This window comes from Leifsonia poae (genome assembly GCF_020009625.1).
Taxonomy (GTDB): domain Bacteria; phylum Actinomycetota; class Actinomycetes; order Actinomycetales; family Microbacteriaceae; genus Leifsonia; species Leifsonia poae_A.
The window spans coordinates 3,338,911-3,360,916 of record NZ_JAIHLP010000002.1 but is presented as its reverse complement, the minus strand read 5'-3'; the positions used below and the strand labels follow the sequence as shown (position 1 = coordinate 3,360,916).

At 67.6% G+C, this 22,006-nt stretch carries 21 protein-coding genes; 10 read left to right on the top strand and 11 right to left on the bottom strand.

The features are described 5' to 3' along the window. The first annotated feature begins 29 nt into the window (after positions 1–29). Positions 30–863: a purine-nucleoside phosphorylase gene (locus tag K5L49_RS16780; RefSeq protein ID WP_223694534.1), complete on the top strand. Its 834-nt coding sequence runs from the start codon at positions 30–32 to the stop codon at positions 861–863. Next, positions 860–2,566 (top strand): phospho-sugar mutase, encoded by a 1,707-nt coding sequence (locus K5L49_RS16775; RefSeq protein WP_223694532.1) that lies wholly within the window; start codon positions 860–862, stop codon positions 2,564–2,566. Before K5L49_RS16780 ends, K5L49_RS16775 begins: the two co-directional genes overlap by 4 nt. 183 nt (positions 2,567–2,749) lie before the next feature. On the opposite strand, the gene K5L49_RS16770 is transcribed toward K5L49_RS16775, so the two are convergent. The 11 genes from K5L49_RS16770 to K5L49_RS16720 all read right to left on the bottom strand — a co-directional run bounded on the left by K5L49_RS16770 (position 2,750) and on the right by K5L49_RS16720 (position 14,343). Further along, positions 2,750–3,022, bottom strand: coding sequence for a PTS sugar transporter subunit IIB (locus tag K5L49_RS16770; RefSeq protein WP_223694530.1), 273 nt, complete (start codon positions 3,020–3,022; stop codon positions 2,750–2,752). After that, positions 3,019–3,480: a PTS sugar transporter subunit IIA gene (locus K5L49_RS16765; RefSeq protein ID WP_223694528.1), complete on the bottom strand. Its 462-nt coding sequence runs from the start codon at positions 3,478–3,480 to the stop codon at positions 3,019–3,021. The genes K5L49_RS16770 and K5L49_RS16765 overlap by 4 nt, the downstream gene beginning before the upstream one ends. Positions 3,481–3,505: 25 nt before the next feature. Then, positions 3,506–4,624: an adenosine deaminase gene (locus K5L49_RS16760; RefSeq protein ID WP_223694526.1), complete on the bottom strand. Its 1,119-nt coding sequence runs from the start codon at positions 4,622–4,624 to the stop codon at positions 3,506–3,508. Between the two features lie 51 nt (positions 4,625–4,675). Next, positions 4,676–5,986: a thymidine phosphorylase gene (locus K5L49_RS16755; protein ID WP_223694524.1), complete on the bottom strand. Its 1,311-nt coding sequence runs from the start codon at positions 5,984–5,986 to the stop codon at positions 4,676–4,678. A 9-nt stretch (positions 5,987–5,995) separates the two neighbouring features. Further along, positions 5,996–6,433, bottom strand: coding sequence for a cytidine deaminase (locus K5L49_RS16750; protein WP_223694522.1), 438 nt, complete (start codon positions 6,431–6,433; stop codon positions 5,996–5,998). Continuing rightward, the gene (locus K5L49_RS16745; protein WP_223694520.1) at positions 6,430–7,722 is read right to left on the bottom strand and encodes an ABC transporter permease; all 1,293 of its coding nucleotides are present in this window, start codon (positions 7,720–7,722) and stop codon (positions 6,430–6,432) included. Before K5L49_RS16745 ends, K5L49_RS16750 begins: the two co-directional genes overlap by 4 nt. Further along, positions 7,719–9,095: an ABC transporter permease gene (locus K5L49_RS16740; protein ID WP_223694518.1), complete on the bottom strand. Its 1,377-nt coding sequence runs from the start codon at positions 9,093–9,095 to the stop codon at positions 7,719–7,721. The genes K5L49_RS16745 and K5L49_RS16740 overlap by 4 nt, the downstream gene beginning before the upstream one ends. Continuing rightward, entirely contained in the window at positions 9,092–10,630 is a 1,539-nt protein-coding gene (locus K5L49_RS16735; RefSeq protein WP_223694516.1) for an ABC transporter ATP-binding protein, read from the bottom strand. The genes K5L49_RS16740 and K5L49_RS16735 overlap by 4 nt, the downstream gene beginning before the upstream one ends. 112 nt (positions 10,631–10,742) lie before the next feature. After that, entirely contained in the window at positions 10,743–11,825 is a 1,083-nt protein-coding gene (locus K5L49_RS16730; protein ID WP_223694514.1) for a BMP family lipoprotein, read from the bottom strand. A 176-nt stretch (positions 11,826–12,001) separates the two neighbouring features. Further along, positions 12,002–13,135 carry a magnesium and cobalt transport protein CorA gene (locus K5L49_RS16725; protein WP_223694513.1) on the bottom strand — a complete coding sequence of 378 codons (1,134 nt, stop codon included), beginning with the start codon at positions 13,133–13,135 and terminating at the stop codon, positions 12,002–12,004. Between the two features lie 53 nt (positions 13,136–13,188). Continuing rightward, positions 13,189–14,343, bottom strand: a complete 1,155-nt coding sequence (locus K5L49_RS16720) for a glycosyltransferase family 4 protein (protein ID WP_223694511.1) — start codon at positions 14,341–14,343, stop codon at positions 13,189–13,191. Positions 14,344–14,417: 74 nt separating this feature from the next. Between K5L49_RS16720 and K5L49_RS16715 the strand changes: the two genes are divergently transcribed. The 8 genes from K5L49_RS16715 to K5L49_RS16680 all read left to right on the top strand — a co-directional run bounded on the left by K5L49_RS16715 (position 14,418) and on the right by K5L49_RS16680 (position 21,922). Next, positions 14,418–15,542 carry a mannose-1-phosphate guanylyltransferase gene (locus tag K5L49_RS16715; protein WP_223694509.1) on the top strand — a complete coding sequence of 375 codons (1,125 nt, stop codon included), beginning with the start codon at positions 14,418–14,420 and terminating at the stop codon, positions 15,540–15,542. A gap of 146 nt (positions 15,543–15,688) precedes the next feature. Next, positions 15,689–16,297 carry a hypothetical protein gene (locus tag K5L49_RS16710; protein WP_223694507.1) on the top strand — a complete coding sequence of 203 codons (609 nt, stop codon included), beginning with the start codon at positions 15,689–15,691 and terminating at the stop codon, positions 16,295–16,297. Then, positions 16,294–16,962 carry an alpha/beta hydrolase gene (locus tag K5L49_RS16705; protein WP_223694504.1) on the top strand — a complete coding sequence of 223 codons (669 nt, stop codon included), beginning with the start codon at positions 16,294–16,296 and terminating at the stop codon, positions 16,960–16,962. Before K5L49_RS16710 ends, K5L49_RS16705 begins: the two co-directional genes overlap by 4 nt. 53 nt (positions 16,963–17,015) lie before the next feature. Then, positions 17,016–18,317, top strand: a complete 1,302-nt coding sequence (locus K5L49_RS20560; RefSeq protein WP_223694502.1) for an alpha/beta hydrolase — start codon at positions 17,016–17,018, stop codon at positions 18,315–18,317. A gap of 125 nt (positions 18,318–18,442) precedes the next feature. Then, positions 18,443–18,859 carry a succinate dehydrogenase, cytochrome b556 subunit gene (gene sdhC, locus K5L49_RS16695; RefSeq protein WP_223694500.1) on the top strand — a complete coding sequence of 139 codons (417 nt, stop codon included), beginning with the start codon at positions 18,443–18,445 and terminating at the stop codon, positions 18,857–18,859. Positions 18,860–18,861: 2 nt separating this feature from the next. Beyond that, positions 18,862–19,308, top strand: a complete 447-nt coding sequence (locus tag K5L49_RS16690) for a succinate dehydrogenase hydrophobic membrane anchor subunit (protein WP_223694498.1) — start codon at positions 18,862–18,864, stop codon at positions 19,306–19,308. A 50-nt stretch (positions 19,309–19,358) separates the two neighbouring features. Beyond that, positions 19,359–21,161: a succinate dehydrogenase flavoprotein subunit gene (gene sdhA, locus K5L49_RS16685; RefSeq protein WP_223694496.1), complete on the top strand. Its 1,803-nt coding sequence runs from the start codon at positions 19,359–19,361 to the stop codon at positions 21,159–21,161. Beyond that, positions 21,161–21,922 carry a succinate dehydrogenase iron-sulfur subunit gene (locus K5L49_RS16680; protein ID WP_223694494.1) on the top strand — a complete coding sequence of 254 codons (762 nt, stop codon included), beginning with the start codon at positions 21,161–21,163 and terminating at the stop codon, positions 21,920–21,922. Before sdhA ends, K5L49_RS16680 begins: the two co-directional genes overlap by 1 nt. Positions 21,923–22,006: the final 84 nt, after the last annotated feature.

The window sequence follows — 22,006 nt, the reverse complement described above, 5'->3', positions numbered from 1 at the left end:
ACCTCGACAGCCCGGAATAGAGTTGGTCCATGCCTGATACCTTCACGAACCCGCTCGATGACCCCGCAACCGACCCGTTCGAGGTCGCCCGGCAGGCCGCCGACCAGCTCGCCGAGAAGACCGGCGTCGCTCATCACGACATCGCCCTCACCCTGGGCAGCGGTTGGGGGAAGGCGGCCGATCTCATCGGTGAGACGACCGCCACCGTTCCCGCCACCGAGATCGTCGGTTTCGGGGCGCCCGCACTCGCCGGCCATGTAGGAACGCTGCGCTCTGTGCTGCTGCCGAACGGCAAACGCGCTCTCGTCATCGGCGCCCGCACCCACTACTACGAAGGCCACGGCGTGCGTCGGGTCGTGCACAGCGTGCGCACCGCCGCTGCCGCCGGCGCCACCACGATGATCCTGACCAACGGTGCCGGGGGCATCAAAGAGCATTGGAAGCCCGGGACGCCCGTCCTGATCAGCGACCACCTCAATCTGACGGCCGACTCCCCGCTGGAGGGCGCCACCTTCATCGACCTCACCGACCTGTACTCCTCGCGTCTGCGCGACCTCGCGCGGAGCATCGAGCCCACGCTCGACCAGGGCGTGTACACGCAGTTCCGTGGCCCGCACTACGAGACCCCGGCCGAGGTGCAGATGGCGAAGACGATCGGCGGCCACATCGTGGGCATGTCCACAGCGCTGGAAGCGATCGCGGCCCGGCAGGCCGGCATGGAGATCCTGGGGATGTCCCTCATCACCAATCTGGCCGCCGGCATCCAGAAGACCCCACTGAGCCACCAGGAGGTCATCGAGGCGGGCCGCGAGGCCGAGCCGGTGATCAGTGCGCTGCTCGCCAAGATCGTGGGGGCCCTGTGACCGGGGCGTCGGCGGCCGAGCTGATCGAGCAGGCCCGCGCCTGGATCGCACAGGACCCCGATCCGGAGACCCGGGACGAGCTGCAGTCGCTCGTCGTCGCGGCGGAGGCCGACTCGGCCGAGGCGGTCGACGAGCTGCACGCGCGCTTCGACACCCGTCTGGAGTTCGGCACGGCCGGACTGCGTGGCGAGATCGCGGCCGGGCCCAACCGGATGAACCGGGTCCTGGTGGCGCAGGCCGCCGCCGGGTTCGCCCGCTACCTCCTCGAGCATGCCGCCGGCGTAACGCCCTCGGTCGTGATCGGTTTCGACGGCCGCAAGAACTCTGATGTGTTCGCCCGCGACACCGCCGAGCTCATGGCCGGCGCGGGCGTGCGCGCCATCCTGCTCCCCCGCCTGCTCCCCACCCCGGTGCTCGCTTTCGCCGTGCGCCATCTGGATGCGAGCGCCGGCGTGATGGTCACCGCCAGCCACAACCCGCCGAACGACAACGGCTACAAGGTCTACCTGGGCGGCGAGGACCACGGCTCGCAGATCGTCTCGCCGGTCGACGCCGAGATCGCCGCGCACATCCTCGATGTCGCCCGCGGCAGCGTGGCCGACCTTCCGCGCGCGGAGAGCTACGAGGTGGCACCCGAGTCGGTGGAGCAGGCGTACGTCGCCGCCACCGTCGCTGTCGCCCGCTCGAGCGTGAAACGAGACACGGTCGCCTTCGCCTACACGGCGATGCACGGTGTCGGATGGCGCACCGCCCGGCAGGTGTTCTCCGCTGCCGGATTCGCCGAGCCGATCGTGGTCGCTGAGCAGATCGACCCCGATCCCGCCTTTCCGACGGTCGCGTTCCCCAACCCGGAGGAGCCGGGCGCGATGGACCTCTCCTTCGCCACCGCCCGCGCCGCCGGGGCCGACCTGGTGATCGCCAACGACCCCGACGCCGATCGTCTCGCCGTCGCCATCCCCGATCCGTCGAACCCCGACGGCTACCGGCGCCTCAGCGGCAATGAGGTGGGCGCCCTTCTCGGGTGGCGGGCCGCCCGGCTCGCCGAAGCGTCGGCCGGGCCGGACGAGGCCGCCTTCGGTGCTCTCGCCTGCTCGGTCGTCTCGTCGCCCGCCCTCGCGGCCGTGGCGGAGGCGTATGCCCTCGACTTCGAAGACACGCTCACCGGGTTCAAATGGGTCTCCCGCGCCCCGGGCCTGATCTTCGGGTTCGAGGAGGCGCTCGGGTATCTCGTCAACCCCGAGACGATCCGCGACAAAGACGGCATCTCGGCCGCCACCGCTTTCCTCGATCTGGCCGCCGAGCTCGCGGCGAATGGCCGCACCGTCGCTGAACACCTCGATGCGTTCGCCGAGAAGTTCGGGTATTTCGCCTCCGACCAGATCTCGATCCGTGTCACCGACCTCGGCGACATCGCGCGGATCATGGCCTCGTTGCGGGCGACACCGCCCGCGGCTCTCGGCACGGTCGCGGTCTCACGCATCGAAGACCTGCGCGACGGATTCGGTTCGCTCCCCCCGAGCGATGTGCTGCGCATCCTGCTCGACGACGGTTCACGCGTGATGGTGCGGCCGAGCGGAACCGAGCCCAAACTGAAGATCTACATCGACGCGTCGAGCGATCAGGGCACCGTGGCACAGCGCACGGCGACAGCCGAGGCCCGGGTGGCGGCGCTCGCCATCGCGATGCGGGAACTCACCCGGTAGCGAGCCGTCGAGGGGTCCCACCTCGCCGGGAAGGCGGACGGCGCTGTGGGGCCCTCTTCGACGCGGCAGGCGGTCGACGCAGCAGGCGGTCGACGCAGCAGGCGGTCGACGCGGCAGGCGGCCGACGCAGCAGGCGGTCGACGCGGCAGGCGGTCGACGCAGTAGGCGCAGAACGCCGGCGCGTCAGCCCAGCGCGATATCGAGCTTGCGTTCGAGTTCGTCGAGGTCGAAGTAGTTCTCGACCACGACGATGTCGGCATTCGTCGCGCCGATCGCCTCGACCAGCTCGGGAGACGTCAGAATGACCTGGGCGTCGGCCGCCGCCGCCGCGACGTGGGCGACATCGGATGCGGTGACCTCGGCCTCGATGTCGAGCCGCTCGAGCACGCGCTCGGCGTTGACTTTGAGGATGCCGGAGGTGCCGACGCCGGCACCGCAGATGGCGACGATCTTCATCGCCCGGCCCCTTCTTCGCTGGCGGCCATGATGCGCTGCACCTCGGCCACATCCTCAGCGGCCGCCAGCGCCGGGATGGCACCGGGGTCGTTGAAGATGTTGGCGAGCTCGGCCACCGAGGTCACATGGGCGTCCGGCGTGGCGACGGCGAGGCCGATGACCACGTTCACGGGGTCGTTGTGCGGGTGCCCGAAGACGACGGGTTCGGCCAGGGTGACCACCGAGAGGCCTGCGGTGAGCACATCCGGCCCCGGGCGTGCGTGCGCGAGAGCCAGGCCGGGTGCGATCACGATGTAGGCGCCGTACTCGTCGATCACCTGGATCATGCGGGCCGCGTATCCCGGCTCGGTCGCCCCCGAACGTGCGAGGGCCGCTCCCGCCAGTTCCACCGCTTCCCGCCAGTCGGCGGCGTGCGCGCCGACGTTCACAGCGGAATCGGGGAGGGGAGGAAGTGGCATACCCCTAAGCGTATCGGTCGCTGTCCTAGGAACCCTCGAAACCCGCTGTGATGATGTCGGCCAACTCTTCGCGTTCCTCCAGCGGGAGGAAGGAGGCGGCGGCCGCGTTCAGCTGGAAGACTTCGAGGTCGGTTCGGTCGTACTGGAACGCCTCGGCGAGGATGGAGAGCTCACGCGTGAGCGTGGTGCCGCTCATCAGACGGTTGTCGGTGTTGACCGTCACCCGGAATCCCAGCTGGTAGAGCAGGTCGAAGGGGTGGTCGAGGATGTCGTCGCCCCAGGCGGCGATCGCACCGGTCTGCAGATTGGAGGTCGGGCTGGTCTCCAACGCGATCTCGCGATCTTTGACCCACTGTGCAACGGTGCCGAGGGTCACATAGGTGTTCTCGTCGTCCTGGCGCTCGATCACGATGTCTTCGGCGATGCGCACACCGTGGCCGAGGCGCAGCGCCCGGCCGTCGAGCAGCGCACTGCGGATGCTCTCCAGCCCGTCGGCCTCGCCGGCGTGCACGGTGGCCGGGAAGAACTGCGCAGCGAGGTAGTCGAACGCCGCCCGATGCTTCGAGGGCAGGAACCCGGCCTCGGGGCCGGCGATGTCGAAGCCGACGACGCCGCGGTCACGGTGGCGCACGGCGAGCTCGGCGATCTCCAGACCGCGGTCGTTATGCCGCATGGCGGTGACGAGCTGGCCGACCCGCAGCGGGTGACCGGTGGCCGTGACATCGTCGAGGCCCTGCTCGATGCCCGCCTGAACGGCTTCGACGGTCTCGTCGAGGCTGAGACCGCGGGAGAGGTGCTGTTCGGGCGCCCATCGGATCTCGCCGTAGACGACGCCGTCGGCGCCCAGGTCTTGCACGAACTCGCGGGCCACGCGGGTCAAGCCCTCACGGGTCTGCATCACAGCCGTGGTCAGGTCGAAGGTCTTGAGGTATTCGACGAGCGAACCCGAGTTGGACTTGGCGGCGAACCAGTCGCCGAGCTCGTCCGATTCTGTCGCCGGAAGCTCGAGACCGATCTCGGCGCCGAGCTCGACCACGGTGGCGGGCCGCAGGCCGCCGTCCAGGTGGTCGTGCAGCGAAACCTTGGGCAGCGCCGCGATGTCGGTGCCGTCGCTCAGTGTGGGGTTCTCGTTCTGTTCGCTCATATCTTCAATCTATCGGCTCGTGTTCTCGGCAGATATCGCTCAGCCGGGACCTCAGGAGAGGCGGTCGGCGATGAGGGGGCCGCCGGTGAGTACTTCGTCGCCCGGGTCGCCGATGCGGTAGGCGCCGGCGACGGCCTCCAGGGCGCGCTCGAACCGGGCAGGCTCGTCGGCGGAGAGGGTGAACAGAGGCTGGCCGGCGCGAACGGCGTCGCCCGGTTTGGCGTGCAGATCGATACCGGCCGCATGCTGCACCGGGTCCTGCTTGCGGGCGCGGCCGGCACCCAGCCGCCAGGCGCCGATGCCGAAGGGCAGGGCCTGCTGTTCCACCAGGATGCCGTCGCGCTCGGCGGCGACCGTGTGCGTCTCCTTGGCGACGGGAAGCCGCGCCTCAGGGTCGCCTCCCTGGGCGCGGATGACGTCGCGCCATTTGTCCATGGCACGGCCGTCCTTCAGCGCGGCCTCGACGTCGACGTCTGTCTTGCCGGCGAGGGCCAGCATTTCGCGCGCGAGCGCGACGGTGAGTTCCACCACATCGGCCGGGCCGCCGCCGGCGAGCACCTCGACCGATTCGCGCACCTCGTTGGCATTGCCGATGGCGAAGCCGAGCGGCACGTTCATATTGGTGAGGAGGGCGGAGGTGGCGACCCCAGCGTCCTTGCCGAGGTCGACCATGGTGCGAGCGAGCTCGCGCGACTTCTCGATGTCTTTCAGGAACGCTCCGGAGCCGAACTTCACATCGAGCACCAGCGCACCGGTGCCTTCGGCGATCTTCTTGCTCATGATCGACGAGGCGATGAGCGGGATCGCCTCGACCGTTCCGGTGATGTCGCGCAGGGCGTACAGCTTGCCGTCGGCCGGGGCGAGCCCGGAGCCGGCGGCGCAGATGACCCCGCCGTGGTCGCGCAGCTGGTCGAACATCTCCTGGTTGGTGAGGTTGGCGCGCCAGCCCGGGATGCTCTCCAGCTTGTCGAGGGTGCCACCGGTGTGTCCGAGCCCCCGGCCCGAGAGCTGCGGAACGGCGACGCCGAACGTCGCGACGAGCGGCATCAGCGGCAGGGTGATCTTGTCGCCGACACCACCGGTCGAGTGCTTGTCGGTGGTCGGTTTACCGAGGCCCTCGAAGCTCATCCGCTCTCCGGAGGCGATCATGGCCATCGTGAGATCTTTGATCTCGCGCCGGGACATGCCGTTGAGGAAGATCGCCATGGTCATGGCGGCCATCTGCTCGTCGCCGACGTAGCCGCGGGTGTACGCGTCGATGAGCCAGTCGATCTCCGCGGTCGAGAGCTCGCCGCGGTCGCGCTTGGAGTGGATGAGGTCGACGGCGTCGAACGCCTCGACCGCGCCGGTGGTGCTGGTCACGGTGTGTCCTTAGGGGGTGTTCTGTGTGGTGTCGGCATAGTCGACGAGCTGGCGCGGGCCGAACGCATCCGGCAGGACCTCGTCGATGGTGCGAATGCCCGAGACGGTTTCGAGCAGCATCCCCTCGGCGGAGTGCTCGTAGAGCAGCTGGCGGCAGCGTCCGCACGGCATGAGGATGCCGCCGTTGCCGTCGACGCAGGTGAAGGCGACGAGACGTCCGCCGCCGGAGAGGTGCAGCGCCGAGACGAGGCCGCACTCGGCGCAGAGGGTGACGCCGTAGCTGGCGTTCTCCACGTTGCAGCCGCTGACGATACGACCGTCGTCGACGAGCGCTGCGACGCCCACCGGGAAGTGCGAGTATGGCACGTAGGCGTGCGTCATCGCCTCCCGGGCGGCGTCGCGCAACGCGTGCCAGTCGACGGCATCGGCGACGGTGTCGGCGCTCATTTGATGTATGGCTTTCCGGAGGCGGCCGGTCCACGGGACTGACCGACCAGGCCGGCCACCGCGAAGATGGTCACCAGGTAGGGCAGCATCTTCAGGAACTCGCTCGGGATGGGGGCGTTCAGCAGGCTGAGAACGCTCTGCAGCGCGTTCGCGAAGCCGAACAGCAGCGCGGCGAGCGTGGCCCGGATCGGATCCCAACGTCCGAAGATGACGGCGGCGAGGGCGATGTACCCGAGACCGCTCGTCATGTCTTTGACGAAGCCCCCGACGCCGCCGATGGTGAAGTAGGCACCGCCGAAGCCGGCGATCGCGCCGGCGAGGACGACCGTCCAGAGACGCGTGCGGTTGACGTTGATGCCCACCGTGTCGGCCGCCTTCGGGTGCTCGCCGACCGACCGCACGCGCAGACCCCACCGCGTGTGGAACAGGGTGTAGTAGACGGCTGCGACCGCGATGTACATCAGGTACACGATCAGCGTCTGCTTGAACAGCACCGGGCCGATGACCGGGATGGCGCTGAGGCCGGGGATGGGAAGCGTCGGAAGCGTCGGCGGCAGGTTGAACGCCGCCGTGTTGTTCGCCATGAGCGAGGTGTAGAAGAAGCCCGTGACGCCGGAGACCAGCACGTTCAGTACAATTCCGACGATCACCTGGTCGACGAGGTACTTGATCGAGAACGCGGCGAGGATGAGCGACACCACCATGCCGGCGACGGCGGCGGCCACGAGCCCCGCGACCACCGAGTGCGTGATGGTGGCGATCAACGCGGAGGAGAACGCACCGCCGAGCAGCTGGCCCTCGATCGCCACGTTCACGACGCCGACACGCTCGGAGAGCACGCCGCCCATCGCGCCGAAGATCAGCGGGACGCTCAGCGCCAAGGCCGCCGCGAGGAGGCCGGCGATCGGGATCGTGCCGCCCACGACCGACCAGGAGATGAACCCGAACAGCAGCACAAGCGCGAACACCGCGCCGAGCCAGCGCGGAACCGTGCGGCCCTGCGACACCAGCACGAAGCTCGCGATCGTGGCGAGCACGGCGATGATCGCGACGACGATTCCGGCCGGGCCGGCCGAGACCGACCACGACGGGAGCTTCACGACGTCGCCCGGGGTTGCGAAGGAGAACGTCGATGTCCCCTCGCGCTTGAGGAAGACGAACAGCACGACGCTGATCACGGCGAAGATCGCGAAGATGATCGGCAGGCGCCAGCTGCGGGTCGCGGCGTTCAGCGCTTTGAGGCCGGCGACGCTGATGGGCGAGCCCTGGGGAGGAGTCACGGCGGTCATTTGGCGACCACACCCTTTCGAGTCGAGGTCTTCGGCGTTCGCCGCACGGCCTCGGGGGACGGCAGACGGAAGATGGCGCGCACCAGCGGGGGCGCGGCGATGAAGAGCACGGTCACCGACTGGATGATCGCGATGACCTCGACCGGAACGCCGTCTGCGGCCTGCATGGCGAAGCCGCCGGCCTGGAACGCGCCGATCAGGATGCCGGCCACGAGCACGCCGAACGGCCGCGAGCGGCCGAGCAGCGCGACGGTGATCGCGGAGAAGCCGATGCCGGCGTCGATGTCGCTGCCGAATCCGGTCGTGATCCGTCCGAGCACCTGTGATGCCGCCGCGAGTCCGACGAGCGACCCCGAGATGACCATCGCCCAGATGTACACCGACTTGACCGAGATGCCGGCCACGCGGGCCGCATTCGGGTTCTCACCGACCGCGCGGAACTTGAAGCCGAGGCTGGACCGCTCGAGCAGCCACCAGACGACGATCGTCGCGATGATCACCAGGATGAGCCCGAGGTCGACCGAATACGCCGAGCCGAACAGCGACGGGAACACCGCGGTCGGCAGCGACGCCGGAGTGCGCGGGTCGTTCGAGCCGGGGGCACGGAGGACAGGTGTGTTAAGGAAATAGTTCAACAGGTTGAACGCGATGTAGTTGAGCATGATCGTCACGATCACCTCGTGAGCGCCCGTCCTCGCTTTGAGGAAACCGGCGATGCCGGCCCAGAGCGCGCCGCCGGCGAGGGCGGCGAGCACAGCGACCACGATGTGGATTCCCCACGGCAGGTGCAGGTCGAAGGCGACGAGCCCTGCTGCGGCCGCCGCGATCAGCATCTGCCCCTGGCCACCGATGTTGAACATCCCGACCCGGAAGCTGAGGGCGACGCCGAGACCGGCGGCGATCAGCGGGGTCGCGAACGACAGTGTGCTGCCGAGCGACTGGATGCCCGTGCCGAAGTCAGGCGAGTTGAAGTTGAACACAGCGCCCTGGAACAGCGCGGAGTACGCTCCGGCGACAGCGTTCCAGATCGCGGCGATCGTGTCACCGGGGCGGGCGAAGAAATACCCCGCCGCCTCCTGCACTTGCGCGTTCGTCGCGGCGATGAAGATGCCGCCGACGATCAGCGCGAGCAGGATGGCGAGCACGGAGAGCAGGAAGCTTCCGGAGCCGAGTTCACGGAAGAACCGGTGGGACCGGGACTCCGGCTCCACGGCGTGGTCGTCCCGCTGTTCGGCGGGGATCTGGTCGGCCGCAAGCGTCGTGGAGGCGGCGACCGCATCCGGGCCGCCGGCCGCTTCGTCCAGTGCGGAGGGCAGGGCGGCGTCGGGCAGAGCGCCAGGGTCCTCCGGATCGGTGTGGGGGGCGTCGCTCATGCGGAAACTCCTTGGGGCTCGATGAGCTCCGCCTCGGGCGGCAGCTCGCCGGCCATCATCAGGCCGAGGATGTCGCGGGACGTCGTTGCGGGAACGATTCCCACGATGCCGCCGCGGTACATGACGGCGATCCGGTCGCCGAGGGAGACGATTTCGTCGAGCTCGGTGGAGACGACGATCACGGGGACCCCCGCATCCCGGGCCGCGATGATCTGTTCGTGCACGAACTCGATCGAACCGACGTCGAGCCCGCGGGTGGGCTGCGCCGCGACGAACAGGCGCAGGTCACGGCTGAGCTCACGGGCGAGCACGACCTTCTGCTGGTTGCCGCCGGAGAGCCGGCCGACGTGGGTCGTGATGCCCTGGGCGCGCACATCGAACTCGTGCACCTTCTGCTCCGCGAACTCGTCACGGAACTTGAGCTGCAGATTGGCGGCCTTCACGAAGGGCACGCCGCTCGACCGGTCGAGCATCAGGTTCTCGGCGATGGTGAACTCGGCGACGAGACCGTCGACGTTCCGGTCCTCCGGCACGAAACCGACACCGGCGTCGAGCACCTGGCGCACCGAGCGGCCGAGGATCTGCTTGCCGTCGAGCTCGATCGAACCGGTGACCTTCGGCTGCAATCCGAGGAGGGCTTCGGTGACCTCGGTCTGCCCGTTGCCCTGCACGCCGGCGATGGCGAGGACTTCGCCCGCCGCGACCTGGAACGAGATGTTGTCGACGACGACCGTTCCGCCGGGGTCGATGACGGTGAGGCCTTCCACGGAGAGGGCCGTCGCACCGGCGCGTGGCGCCTCTTTGTGCACGCTCAGTTCGACGGGGCGACCCACCATGAGGGAGGCGAGTTCGGCGTTGGAGGCGCGGGGGTCGGCCTCGCCGACCACCTTTCCGAGACGCACGACCGTGATGCGGGTGGCGACCTCGCGCACCTCGCGCAGTTTGTGGGTGATGAACACGATGGCGGTGCCCTGCGCGGCGAGCTGCTTCATGATGATCATGAGCTCGTCGGTCTCCTGCGGGGTGAGCACGGCGGTCGGTTCGTCGAAGACGAGGACCTTCGCGTCGCGGGAGAGCGCCTTGATGATCTCCACGCGCTGCTGCACACCGACGGGCAGGTCTTCGACCAGCGCATCCGGGTCGAGGTCGAACCCGAACTGGGCCGAGATCTCACGCACGCGCTGCCGGGCGGCGGGCAGGTCGAGTCGACCGCCGAACTTCGTCTGCTCGTGTCCGAGCATCACGTTCTCCGCCACGGTGAAGACCGGGATCAGCATGAAGTGCTGGTGGACCATGCCGATGCCGGCCTTCATGGCGTCGCCCGGTCCGGAGAAATGCTGCACCTCGTCGTCGAGGAGGATCTCTCCTTCTTCGGCCTGGTAGAGGCCGTAGAGGACATTCATCAGGGTGGACTTGCCGGCGCCGTTCTCTCCGAGAAGGCAATGGATCTCGCCGGGTTCGACGGTCAAGTCAATGTGGTCGTTTGCGACCAGGGCTCCGAATCGCTTCGTGATGCCCCGAAGTTCGAGCTTCATACGACTCAATCTAGTTTCTGTGGCGCGCGAAAGGGCGGGTCACATCGGGTTCGCGAAAAAGGGTGGGGGAGGCCGGCGCAAGGCTGGCCTCCCCCGAGGTTGGTGCTGGTTCCTACTTGAAGGAAGACGGCGATTCGACCTTGATCGAGCCGTCGACGATGCCGGCCTTGATCTTGTCGAGTTCGCCCTGCAGGCTCGGCGCGACCTTCGACTCGAAGTCGTGGAACGGCGCGATGCCGACGCCATCGTTCTTCAGGGTTCCGACGTACTGGCTGTTGTCGAACTTGGAGCCCGACGCGGCCTGCTCGACGATGGTGGCCACCGTCGGCTTGATGTTCTTCATGATCGAGGTCAGGAACAGGCTGCTGAAGCCGTTCTGGTCGGTCTGGAACACGTCGGCGTCGTTACCGATGAGGGCGACGGGCTTGCCGGAGTCCTTGATCGCGGCGGCGGCGCCCTGGTAGATCGGGCCACCGATCGGGGCGAGGATGTCGGCGTTCTGTCCGAGCATGGTCTGCGCGATGGTCTTCGACGTGTTCAGGTCGACGAAGCTGTTGACGAACTGGCCGTCCTGCGTCGCGACATCCCAGCCGATGACCTTCTTGTCGGTGCTCTTCTGCGTGTTGTAGTACTTCACGCCATCGACGATGCCGTCCATGAAGATGGTGACCGACGGGAGCTTCTGGCCGCCGTAGGTGCCGATGACGCCGGTCTTCGAGTAGCTGGCCGACGCGTAACCGGCGAGGAAGCCGGCCTCGTCGGTGTTGAAGACGACGGGCTTCACGTTGTCGGCCTTGATGCTGTTGTCGTCGACCATCACGAAGTTGACCTTCGGGTTGGCAGCAGCCGCGTCCTTGACGGGGGCGACGAGGTTGAAGCCGGAGGCGACGATGATGTTGCAGCCCTGAGCGATGAGGCTCTTGATGTTGGGGCCGTAGTCGTTGGCGCTCTTCGACTGGACCTGCTTGTAGCTGGTTCCGAGCTTCTTCGCCGCTTCCTGCACGCCTTCGAGGCCGAGCTGGTTGAAGGAGCGGTCGTTGAAGCCGCCCTGGTCGGAGACGATGCACGGCAGGTACTTCGATTTGGCGCCGTCGCTGCTGGTGCTGCTGGGGGCCGAGCCGCACGCCGCGAGAAGCGCGACGATACCGGCAGCGGCAAGACCGGCGAACGCGGCCTTACGGGCTGTGATTGTCAAGGTGGTGTCCTCCAAGATGCTGGCCTGCGGGTGAGGCCGTTTGCTGTTCACGTTACCGAATGTGACGAACGGCTCCGTTCGCTTCTTCGGCTTCTTCATGTAAGCGTTACAAATGCGCGCCTGTTTGGCACCTGCTCATTTGAGCAAGTGAACGGGACGGCCTCAGCCGCGAGCGGTCACAACCAGCCGCGCCTACGGAACACCAGGTAGAGAACGGTGCTCAGACCGAGCATCGCGACGACCGCGAGCGGGTAGCCGAGCGGCCAGGCGAGCTCGGGCATATGCGTGAAGTTCATGCCGTAGACGCCCGCCACGAGCGACGGTGCGAAGAGGATCGCCGCCCAGGAGGAGATCTTCTTCACCTCCTCGCCCTGCCGATGCGTGGAATGCGCCAGCCTGGTCATCTCCTCGTTCTGCCGCTCTGAGACGAGAGTCGAGTTCACCGTGAGGATGTCCCGCAGCAGCTGTCGGAACCCGTCCACGCGCTCGTTCACCTGGATGAGGTGGTCCGAGACGTCGCGCAGGCCGCGCTGCAGCTCCTGAGTCACGCCGTATTTCTCCGAGCCGTGCTCCAGCGCGATCATCACCGAGGTCAGCGGATGCGTCGCCCGCTGGAAGTCGATCACCTCACGCGACAGCTCATAGATGCGGCGGGAGACCAGCGCATCCCCGCCGAACACCTGGGTCTCGATCTCGTCGATGTCGTTGGCGAGACCGGCGACGACCGGGCTGTACGCATCGACGACCGCGTCGATGATGGCATACAGGATGGCCTGGGTGCCGAGGGCGAGCAACTCCGGCTCGTGCTCCATCCGCTGACGGACATGCGAGAGGTCGGGCGATTCGCTGTGTCGCACCGTGATGACGAAGTTGGGGCCGACGAAGAGGTGCAGTTCGCCGAAGTCGACCTCCTCGGGCACATCGAGGTAGTTGGCCGCTTTGAGCACGACGAAGAGCACGCCGTCGTACCGTTCCAGTTTTGGCCGCTGGTGCGCGACGATGGCGTCTTCGATGGCCAGCTGGTGCAGCCCGAATTCTTCGGCGAGCGACATGAGCTCCTGCTCGCTCGGCCGGTATAGCCCGATCCAGGCGACGCCATCCGGGGTGTCATCGAGGGCGCGGTAGGTCTCGGCCAGCGAGCGCGGCGACGCGACGCGACGGCCCTGCGCGTAGATGGCGCTGTCCACCATGCTCGGGCGCGGTCCGCGCGGAGTCGTCTGCCTGTCCGGGTCGGCTGACGGAGGGTCCACCCGGCGCGCTCGGGAGACGAAGGGCATCGAAATGCTACGTCGGTTGGTGTTGGCGGCCATGAGTCACCTCCGGTGATCGCGGGTGTCGGGGCGTGCCCTCCGCAGAGGGCCACTCAACTGTACGCGCGCTGCCTGCCGACACGGTGCACGTGCTCGACCCGATCCACGATGACCTGTTCGTAGTGGCGCAGCAGGTCGTCGCAGACGACCGCCCAGGAGCGGCCGAGCACCCGTCGCCGGCCGGCCTCCCCCATCCTGCGCCGGAGCGGACCGTCGGCCGCGATCATCCCGACCCCCGCCTGCAGGGCCGCCGCGTCGCCGGATGGGAAGAGCAGCCCGTCGATGCCGTGGTCGATCAGGTCGATGGGCCCTCCCGCACGCGGAGCGACGACGGGCAGCCCGGAGGCGTGGGCCTCCTGCACCGTCTGGCCGAAAGTCTCCTCCGACCCGGTGTGCACGAAGATGTCGAACGCTGCATATGCCGCGGCGAGGTCGGTGCCTCCCAGCCGACCGAGCCAGCTGACGGGCATCCCGCGCAGTTCGTGGGCCACGGCCGCCCGGGCCGGGCCGTCGCCGACGATCGCGACGTTGACACCGGGAACCCCGCGAAGCGATCCCAGAAGCTCCACCTGCTTCTCGGGGGCGACGCGTCCGACATAGCCGACGACGAGCTCGCCGTCCGGCGAGAGCCGCTCGCGCAGTTCCTTGGCCGCCGGGGTGCGCCTGTTGTTGGGGTGGTACCGCTCCAGGTCGACACCGCGGCCCCAGCGGGCCAGCCGTCGCACGCCCGCCGAACGCAGGTCGAACTCCGAGGCCGCCGACGGCACCAGGGTGAGGTCGGCGCCGTCGTGCACCCACCGCACGAACTTCCACGCGATGGCCGAGGTCATCCCGAGCCCGTTGCGCCGGGCGAAGCCGGCGACGTCGGTCTGGTACACCGCCACCGACGGAGCGCCGATACGGTTCGCCGCCGCGATCCCCTGCGCCCCAAGCAGAAACGGCGATGCCGCGTGCAGCACATCCGGTTCGAATCGGGAGAGGATGCGCTGCACCTGCGGGCTCGGCAGCCCGACAGGGAACTGCCGGTACGCGAACGAGGGAACCTGGTGCACGCGGAACCCGGCATACTCCGCCGGCGCCCCAGCATCCGGGCAGATCACGATGGCTTCGTGCCCCGCCTGCGCCAGATGGTCGAGCACCCGGCAGACACTGTTCGTGACCCCGTTGACGGTGGGGAGGAAGCTCTCGCTGATGACCGCGATCCGCATGATTCGACGCTAGGGCGGCCCGGTGGCCGAACCGTGAACAGCCGGTGACCGAGGTGGCTCGGTATCCTGTCGACATGGCTCACGCACACAGCGCGATCGACCGCTTTTACAGCGTCATCCCCGCAGGCGGCATCGGTTCGCGGCTCTGGCCGCTCTCGCGCGCCGATGCACCGAAATTCCTCCACGACCTCACCGGCTCCGGCCAGACCCTGCTGCGCGACACCTGGGACAGGCTCGCGCCGCTCTCGGGCGAGCAGCGGATCATGGTGGTCACCGGGCGGGCGCACCGGGCGGCGGTCGAGGCGCAGCTGCCGAACCTGACCGACCCGAACGTGGTGCTCGAGTCGGAGCCGCGCGACTCCACCGCCGCGATCGGCCTGGCGGCGGCCATCCTCGAGCGGCGGGAGCCCGGAGTGATCATCGGGTCGTTCGCCGCCGACCACGTCATCAAGAACCAGCGTCTGTTCGTCTCCGCGGTGAAAGAGGCGGTCGCCGCCGCCGACGCGGGCTTCATCACGACCATCGGCATCCACCCCACCGAGCCCGCCGTCGGGTTCGGCTACATCCACTGCGGCGCCGGCATCGACACCCCCGGGGCGCCGAGCGCGCTCGCGGTCACCGAGTTCGTCGAGAAACCGGACCTCGCCACCGCCGAAAGCTACGTCGCCGGCGGCTCCTACCTCTGGAACGCGGGGATGTTCATCGCCCGCGCCGACCGCCTCCTCGAAGAGATCGGCCGCTCGAAGCCCGACCTCCTCGCCGGTCTCCTCGAACTCGCCGAAGCCTGGGACGACCCGCTCACGCGCGGGCCGGCTGTCGACCGCATCTGGCCGGGCCTCGAGAAGATCGCGATCGACTACTCGGTGGCCGAGCCGGCGGCCGCGGCCGGCAAACTGGCCGTGATCCCCGGTTACTTCGACTGGGACGACATCGGCGACTTCGCCTCGCTCGCCAAGCTCAACTCGGGCGGCCGCAAATCCGATCTGGCCATTCTGGGCGAGAATGCGCGCGTGCTCTCCGACGCTTCGAGCGGAATCGTCGTCAGCCAGTCCGGCCGCGTGATCAGCCTGATCGGCGTGAAAGACATCGTGGTCGTCGACACCCCCGACGCTCTGCTCGTCACCACGAGCGAGAACGCCCAGCGGGTGAAAGCCGTGGTGGACGCCCTGAAGCTCACGGGCTCGAGCGACGTGCTCTGACCTCTCGCTGAGAGTTCCTTCACGCTCGTACGACGGACGTTCGGCGAGCCCCGCCGCTGATGGGATACGGTGCCATTCGCACCGTGCGCCGCACCAGGCGCCCGACATCCGAGCAGCAGGGGGAAGACGTGATCCGTGGGATCCTGATGACGGACATCGTGACCGGTCCTGCGATTTTCATCGTGACCGCGCTTGCAGCCGTCGCCGTCGGTTTCCTCCTCGCTCGCAAGCCGAGCCGCCGCTGGATCGTGACGGTGATCATTGCGGTCGCAGCAGGCCTCGCCCTCGCCGTCGCGGTCTGGTTCGTGACGATCCGGATGCTCAACCTCTTCGGCACATCGCTCGGCCTGACGAACTACCTCTGGATCGCCGCTACTTTCTGCGGAATCGCGCTGGCGATCGTGAGCTTTCGCCGGTCGAGGTGGTGGCGCAAAGTCGTCGCCGCCGTCTGCATTCCGCTGTTCGTCCTCACCGGGACCCTGGCGATCAACGCGAACTACGGGATCAACGTCACCCTCGGCGATCTGCTCAACATCTCGACGGACGAGCCGATCCGCCTGACCCCGCCGACGGCCGACGACGGATTCGACTCGCAGCTGTGGAAGCACTGGCACGCCCCGGCCGGGATGCCGGAGAAAGGCACCATCGGAACCCAGGTCATCCCGAACACGCTCTCGGGCTTCACCTCGCGCCCTGCGGGCATCTACCTCCCCCGGCGGCTCTCGTCAAGCATCCGCCGAAGCTGCCGTTCGTGATGATGATGCTCGGCCAGCCGGGCAACCCCACCCCCGCTTTCGCGGCGCAGATCCTCGACGCTTTCGCGGCCAAACACCACGGCCTCGCGCCGATCGTCGTCGTGGCCGACCAGTTGGGCGACCCGATGCGGGATCCGCTCTGTCTCGACACGACCGAGTTCGGCAAGGCCCAGACCTTCCTCATCAAGGACGTCGTCAATTGGGCGGACTCCCACCTCAACATCACCCACGACCACCGCTTCTGGACAGCGGCGGGCTATTCCAACGGCGGCCAGTGCGCTCTGTCGTTCGGAGTCAAATTCCCGAGGCTCTTCGCGAACATCATCGACGTCTCGGGCGAGGAGTTCCCGGGCTCCGAAGATGCGCCGACCGTGCTCCACAACACCTTCCACGGAGACCAGCTGGCGTACGACGCGGTGAAGCCGCTGACGTACATGACGCGCAACCAGTATCCGAACACCACTGCGATCTTCACGGCGGGGTCGAACGACCTCGTCTATCTGGCGACCGCGAAGAAGATGAGCGCGGCGGCCCGCGCCTGCGGCATGAACGTCGACTTCCACGCCGTGCCGAACGGCGGGCACGGCGAGCTGGCTGCGGCCGGCGGGATGAACGAGGGCTTCCGCGTGCTCTACCCGATTCTGGGTCTCGCCGCCCCGAGCTGACGACGGTCAGCCACGACGGAGGACGACCGCATCCGGACCGAACGGAGGAACCCGTGTTCGACGCACTCCTGCGCACAGAGATCGTCGGCGGTCCGGTGTTCGTGTCAGTGGTGGGGCTCGCCGTCGCTGGAGCGGCGTTCCTCCTCCTGAGGCGGCCGACCCGGGTGTGGATCGCGACCGTGGCCGTCGCCATCGGTGTCGGGCTGGCTTCCGCCGTCGCCGCCTGGTTCGTGACGGTCCGGATGCTCAACCTCTTCGGCAGATCGCTCGGCCTCGGGAACTATCTGCTCGCCGCGGCGACGCTCTGTGCGATCTGCCTCGCGATCGTGAGCCTGCGGCGGTCCCGCTGGTGGCGCAAAGCGATCGCCGTGCTGTGCATCCCCGTGTTCGTGGTCGCCGGTGCGGTCGCCATCAACGCGAACGACGGCCGGAGCCGGACGATCGGCGATCTTCTGGCGCTCCCGACAACCCAGCCGATCCGGTTGGCGGCGGGGACGACCGGCTTCCCGGCCCCGGGCGCCGACCTCTGGCGAACGTGGAAGCCGCCGGCGGACATGCTGCAGACCGGCGAGGTGCACATGCAGGAGATCCCGCACCCCGTGTCCGGTTTCCCTTCGCGGCCGGCGGGGATCTACCTTCCGCCCGCCGCGCTGGTGGCGAATCCTCCGCCGTTGCCGCTCGTGGTGATGATGCTCGGCCAACCGGGGAGCCCGACGCCCGCGTTCGCGGCCCGGGTGCTCGACCCTTTTGCGCGCACCCACCGCGGACTGGCCCCGATCGTGATCGTCGCCGATCAGCTCGGCGACCCCTATCACGACCCGCTCTGCCTGGACACGCCCGAGTATGGGAACGCGGAGACCTTCCTCACGAACGATCTCCCGGCCTGGGCGCAGAAGCACCTCCACATCATCAGGGACCACCGATACTGGACGGTCGCCGGATACTCCAACGGCGGCGAATGCGGGCTCTCGCTCATCGTGAGGCATCCCGGTCTGTTCGGGAATCTCATCGATGTCTCCGGCGAGGAATACGGGGGCTCGGACAATCCGGCCATCGCGCTGCAGAATGTCTTCCACGGCGACCAGGCCGCCTACGACCGCACCAAGCCTGCGACGTACCTGGCCCGCAACCAGTACCCCGGGGTGAATGCCGTCTTCACGGCAGGGTCGGACGATCCGGTCTATTGGGCGGCCGCCCAGACGATCGCCCACGACGCGAACGACGCGGGGATGTCCGTCGAGCTCCACGCGGTCGCGAACGGAAAGCACGATCAGGCGGCCTTCGTCTCCGGCATGGACGCGGGGTTCGATGTGCTCTTCCCGGTTCTCGGGCTCGCCCCGCCCGCGACGCCGTGACACCCCCGATTATCTCGACGTCGAGATAACTGAGGTCACCCTAACCAGCGGTTTCGCCCGGGGCGGCATACACTGGTGGGGCGCTTTCGCGCGTCTTTTGCGATCACAACCAGGGAGGGTTGTTCGTGCCAGATCAAGCGGCAGGAACCCTGCAGCCGACCAAGCACCGGCCCGGCGGCACACTGTACCGGGGTCGAGAAGGAATGTGGTCATGGGTGCTGCACCGCATCACCGGCGTCGCCATCTTCTTCTTCCTTCTCGTGCACATCCTCGACACCTCGCTCATCCGAGTCAGCCCTGAGGCCTACAACGCGGTGATCGGCACCTACAAGAACCCGATCATGGGGCTCGGCGAGATCGCCCTCGTCGGTGCGATCACCTTCCACGCGTTCAACGGGCTGCGCATCATCCTCATCGACTTCTGGAGCAAGGGCGTCAAATATCAGAAGGTCATGTTCTGGATCGTCATCGCGATCTGGGTCGTTCTGATGGCCGGATTCGTACCCGTGCAACTCATCCACGTCTTCGGGGAGGCCAGCTGACCATGACCACCATCGACGCTCCCCGCACCCCCGCCCGCCCCGCCCGCCGCAAAGGCACCAACTGGGAGAAATGGGGCTGGATCTACATGCGCGCCTCCGGCGTGCTGCTGATCATCCTCATCTTCGGCCACCTGTTCGTGAACCTGGTGATGGGCCAGGGCGTCAAACAGATCGACTTCGCCTTCATCGGCGGCAAGTACGCCACGCCGTTCTGGCAGATCTGGGATCTGCTCATGCTCTGGCTCGCTCTCATCCACGGCGGCAACGGGATGCGCACCCTCGTCAACGACTACTCGTACAACCGGGTGGTCAACCGCATCCTCAAGGGCGCCATCCTCGTTGCGGTCGTCGTGCTGGTCGTGCTCGGCACGCTCGTGATCTTCACCTTCGAACCGTGCCCCGCAGGCGCCCCGGCAGACCTTCTGCCGTCGTTCTGCCCGGTCAAGTAGCCCCGAACCGTCCCCGCAACGCTTAGCAGCCAACGACTACGGAAAAAGCTGTGACAACTGAACCTTCTGAATCCACCGTCATCGACGGCGTCCACTACCACGAGTTCGACATCGTCATCGTCGGCGCCGGCGGCGCCGGCATGCGCGCGGCGATCGAGGCCGGCCCCCACGCGAAGACGGCGGTGATCTCCAAGCTCTACCCCACCCGCTCCCACACCGGCGCGGCGCAGGGCGGCATGGCCGCCGCGCTCGCCAATGTGGAGGAGGACAACTGGGAGTGGCACACCTTCGACACGGTCAAGGGCGGCGACTACCTGGTCGACCAGGATGCGGCGGAGATCCTCGCGAAAGAGGCCATCGACGCGGTCATCGACCTGGAGAACATGGGTCTGCCGTTCAACCGCACGCCCGAGGGCAAGATCGATCAGCGCCGCTTCGGCGGCCACACGCGCGACCACGGTAAAGCCCCGGTGCGCCGGGCCTGCTACGCGGCCGACCGCACCGGCCACATGATCCTGCAGACCCTGTTCCAGAACTGCGTGAAGCTCGGCATCAACTTCTTCAACGAGTACTACGTGCTCGACGTGATCATGAACGAGGTCGACGGCGTCGACCAGCCCGCCGGCGTCGTCGCCTACGAGCTGGCCACCGGCGAACTGCACGTGTTCCACTCGAAGGCGATCATCTTCGCCACCGGCGGTTTCGGCAAGATCTTCAAGACGACCTCGAACGCGCACACCCTCACCGGTGACGGTGTCGGCATCATCTGGCGCAAGAAGCTCCCGCTGGAAGACATGGAGTTCTTCCAGTTCCACCCGACCGGCCTGGCCGGACTCGGCATCCTCCTCACGGAGGGCGCCCGCGGCGAGGGTGCGATCCTGCGCAACGCCAGCGGTGAGCGGTTCATGGAACGCTACGCGCCCACCATCAAAGACCTCGCGCCCCGCGACATCGTCGCCCGCTGCATGGTCCAGGAGGTCGCGGAGGGGCGTGGCGCCGGCCCGCACAAGGACTATGTGCTGCTCGACTGCACGCACCTGGGCGCGGAGGTGCTGGAGACCAAACTGCCCGACATCACCGAGTTCGCGCGTACCTACCTCGGTGTCGACCCGGTCGTCGAACCGGTGCCCGTCATGCCGACAGCGCACTACGCGATGGGCGGCATCCCCACCAACGTCGCCGCCGAAGTGCTGCGCGACAACGACACCGTCGTTCCCGGCCTCTACGCCGCCGGCGAGTGCGCCTGCGTCTCGGTGCACGGCTCCAACCGCCTGGGCACCAACTCGCTCCTCGACATCAATGTGTTCGGCAAGCGCGCCGGAAACAACGCGGTCGAGTATGTGAAGACCGCGACTGCTGTTCCGCTTCCGGAAGACCCGGCCGCGTTCGTGCGCGGGCTGATCGCCGATCTCCGCAGCGGCACCGGAACCGAGCGGATCGCGGCGATCCGCAAAGAGCTGCAAGACGAGATGGACAAGAACGCCCAGGTGTTCCGAACCGACGAGTCCCTCGCCGAAGTCACACAGACCATCCACGGCCTCCGCGAGCGCTACAAGAACATCGTCGTGCAAGACAAGGGCAAGCGGTTCAACACCGACCTGCTCGAAGCCGTCGAGCTCGGCTTCCTCCTCGACCTCGCCGAGGTCGTCGTCTACTCGGCCCGCAACCGCAAGGAGAGCCGCGGCGGCCACATGCGCGACGACTTCCCCAAGCGCGACGACGAGAACTACATGAAGCACACCATGGCCTACCTCTCGGGCGACCCGCACTCGTCCGACGCGGCCGACCACATTCGTCTCGACTGGAAACCGGTCGTCGTGACCCGCTACCAGCCGATGGAGAGGAAGTACTGATGTCGAACGCCGTGCTCGAGACTCCCCCGGCCGCCGAGGCGCCAATCCAGCCGTTCACCGTCACCCTGATCATCCGCCGATTCGACCCGGATGTGGACAGCGAGCCGCGCTGGCAGGACTTCGACGTCGAGATGTTCCCGACCGACCGCATCCTCGACGCCCTGCACAAGATCAAGTGGGAGCAAGACGGCTCACTCACCTTCCGCCGGTCGTGCGCCCACGGCGTCTGCGGCTCGGATGCGATGCGCATCAACGGCCGCAACCGCCTGGCCTGCAAGACGCTGATCAAAGACCTCGACATCTCGAAGCCCATCTACGTGGAGGCCATCAAGGGCTTGCCGCTGGAGAAGGACCTCATCGTCGACATGGAGCCGTTCTTCGCCTCCTTCCGCGAAGTGCAGCCGTTCCTCGTCGCCAACTCGACGCCGCCGAAAGACAAAGAGCGCATCCAGTCGGTCGCCGACCGCGCCCGCTTCGACGACACGACGAAGTGCATCCTCTGCGCCGCCTGCACATCGTCCTGCCCGGTGTTCTGGACCGACGGCCAGTACTTCGGCCCGGCGGCGATCGTGAACGCTCACCGCTTCATCTTCGATTCGCGCGACGACAACTCGCAGGTGCGCCTCGACATCCTCAACGACAAAGAGGGCGTCTGGCGCTGCCGCACCACGTTCAACTGCACCGACGCCTGCCCCCGCGGCATCCAGGTGACACAGGCCATCGCCGAGGTCAAGCAGGCCATCATGCGCGGAAAGCGCTGACACCTCCTTCTTTCAGGCCATTTCAGCCTCCGACGACCGCCCGTTCCTGTTCTCAGGGGCGGGCGGTCGTCGTTGCACCGAAAG

Bases quoted from the DNA above. Each gene is read 5' to 3' on its own strand.
- K5L49_RS16765 (WP_223694528.1), bottom strand. From the start codon at position 3,480: ATGCCACTTCCTCCCCTCCCCGATTCCGCTGTGAACGTCGGCGCGCAC.
- K5L49_RS16750 (WP_223694522.1), bottom strand. From the start codon at position 6,433: ATGAGCGCCGACACCGTCGCCGATGCCGTCGACTGGCACGCGTTGCGC.
- K5L49_RS16745 (WP_223694520.1), bottom strand. From the start codon at position 7,722: ATGACCGCCGTGACTCCTCCCCAGGGCTCGCCCATCAGCGTCGCCGGC.
- K5L49_RS16760 (WP_223694526.1), bottom strand. From the start codon at position 4,624: ATGAGCGAACAGAACGAGAACCCCACACTGAGCGACGGCACCGACATC.
- K5L49_RS16710 (WP_223694507.1), top strand. From the start codon at position 15,689: ATGACGGACATCGTGACCGGTCCTGCGATTTTCATCGTGACCGCGCTT.
- K5L49_RS16740 (WP_223694518.1), bottom strand. From the start codon at position 9,095: ATGAGCGACGCCCCCCACACCGATCCGGAGGACCCTGGCGCTCTGCCC.
- K5L49_RS16725 (WP_223694513.1), bottom strand. From the start codon at position 13,135: ATGGCCGCCAACACCAACCGACGTAGCATTTCGATGCCCTTCGTCTCC.
- K5L49_RS16715 (WP_223694509.1), top strand. From the start codon at position 14,418: ATGGCTCACGCACACAGCGCGATCGACCGCTTTTACAGCGTCATCCCC.
- K5L49_RS16780 (WP_223694534.1), top strand. From the start codon at position 30: ATGCCTGATACCTTCACGAACCCGCTCGATGACCCCGCAACCGACCCG.
- K5L49_RS16770 (WP_223694530.1), bottom strand. From the start codon at position 3,022: ATGAAGATCGTCGCCATCTGCGGTGCCGGCGTCGGCACCTCCGGCATC.
- K5L49_RS16680 (WP_223694494.1), top strand. From the start codon at position 21,161: ATGTCGAACGCCGTGCTCGAGACTCCCCCGGCCGCCGAGGCGCCAATC.
- K5L49_RS16735 (WP_223694516.1), bottom strand. From the start codon at position 10,630: ATGAAGCTCGAACTTCGGGGCATCACGAAGCGATTCGGAGCCCTGGTC.
- K5L49_RS16690 (WP_223694498.1), top strand. From the start codon at position 18,862: ATGACCACCATCGACGCTCCCCGCACCCCCGCCCGCCCCGCCCGCCGC.
- K5L49_RS16720 (WP_223694511.1), bottom strand. From the start codon at position 14,343: ATGCGGATCGCGGTCATCAGCGAGAGCTTCCTCCCCACCGTCAACGGG.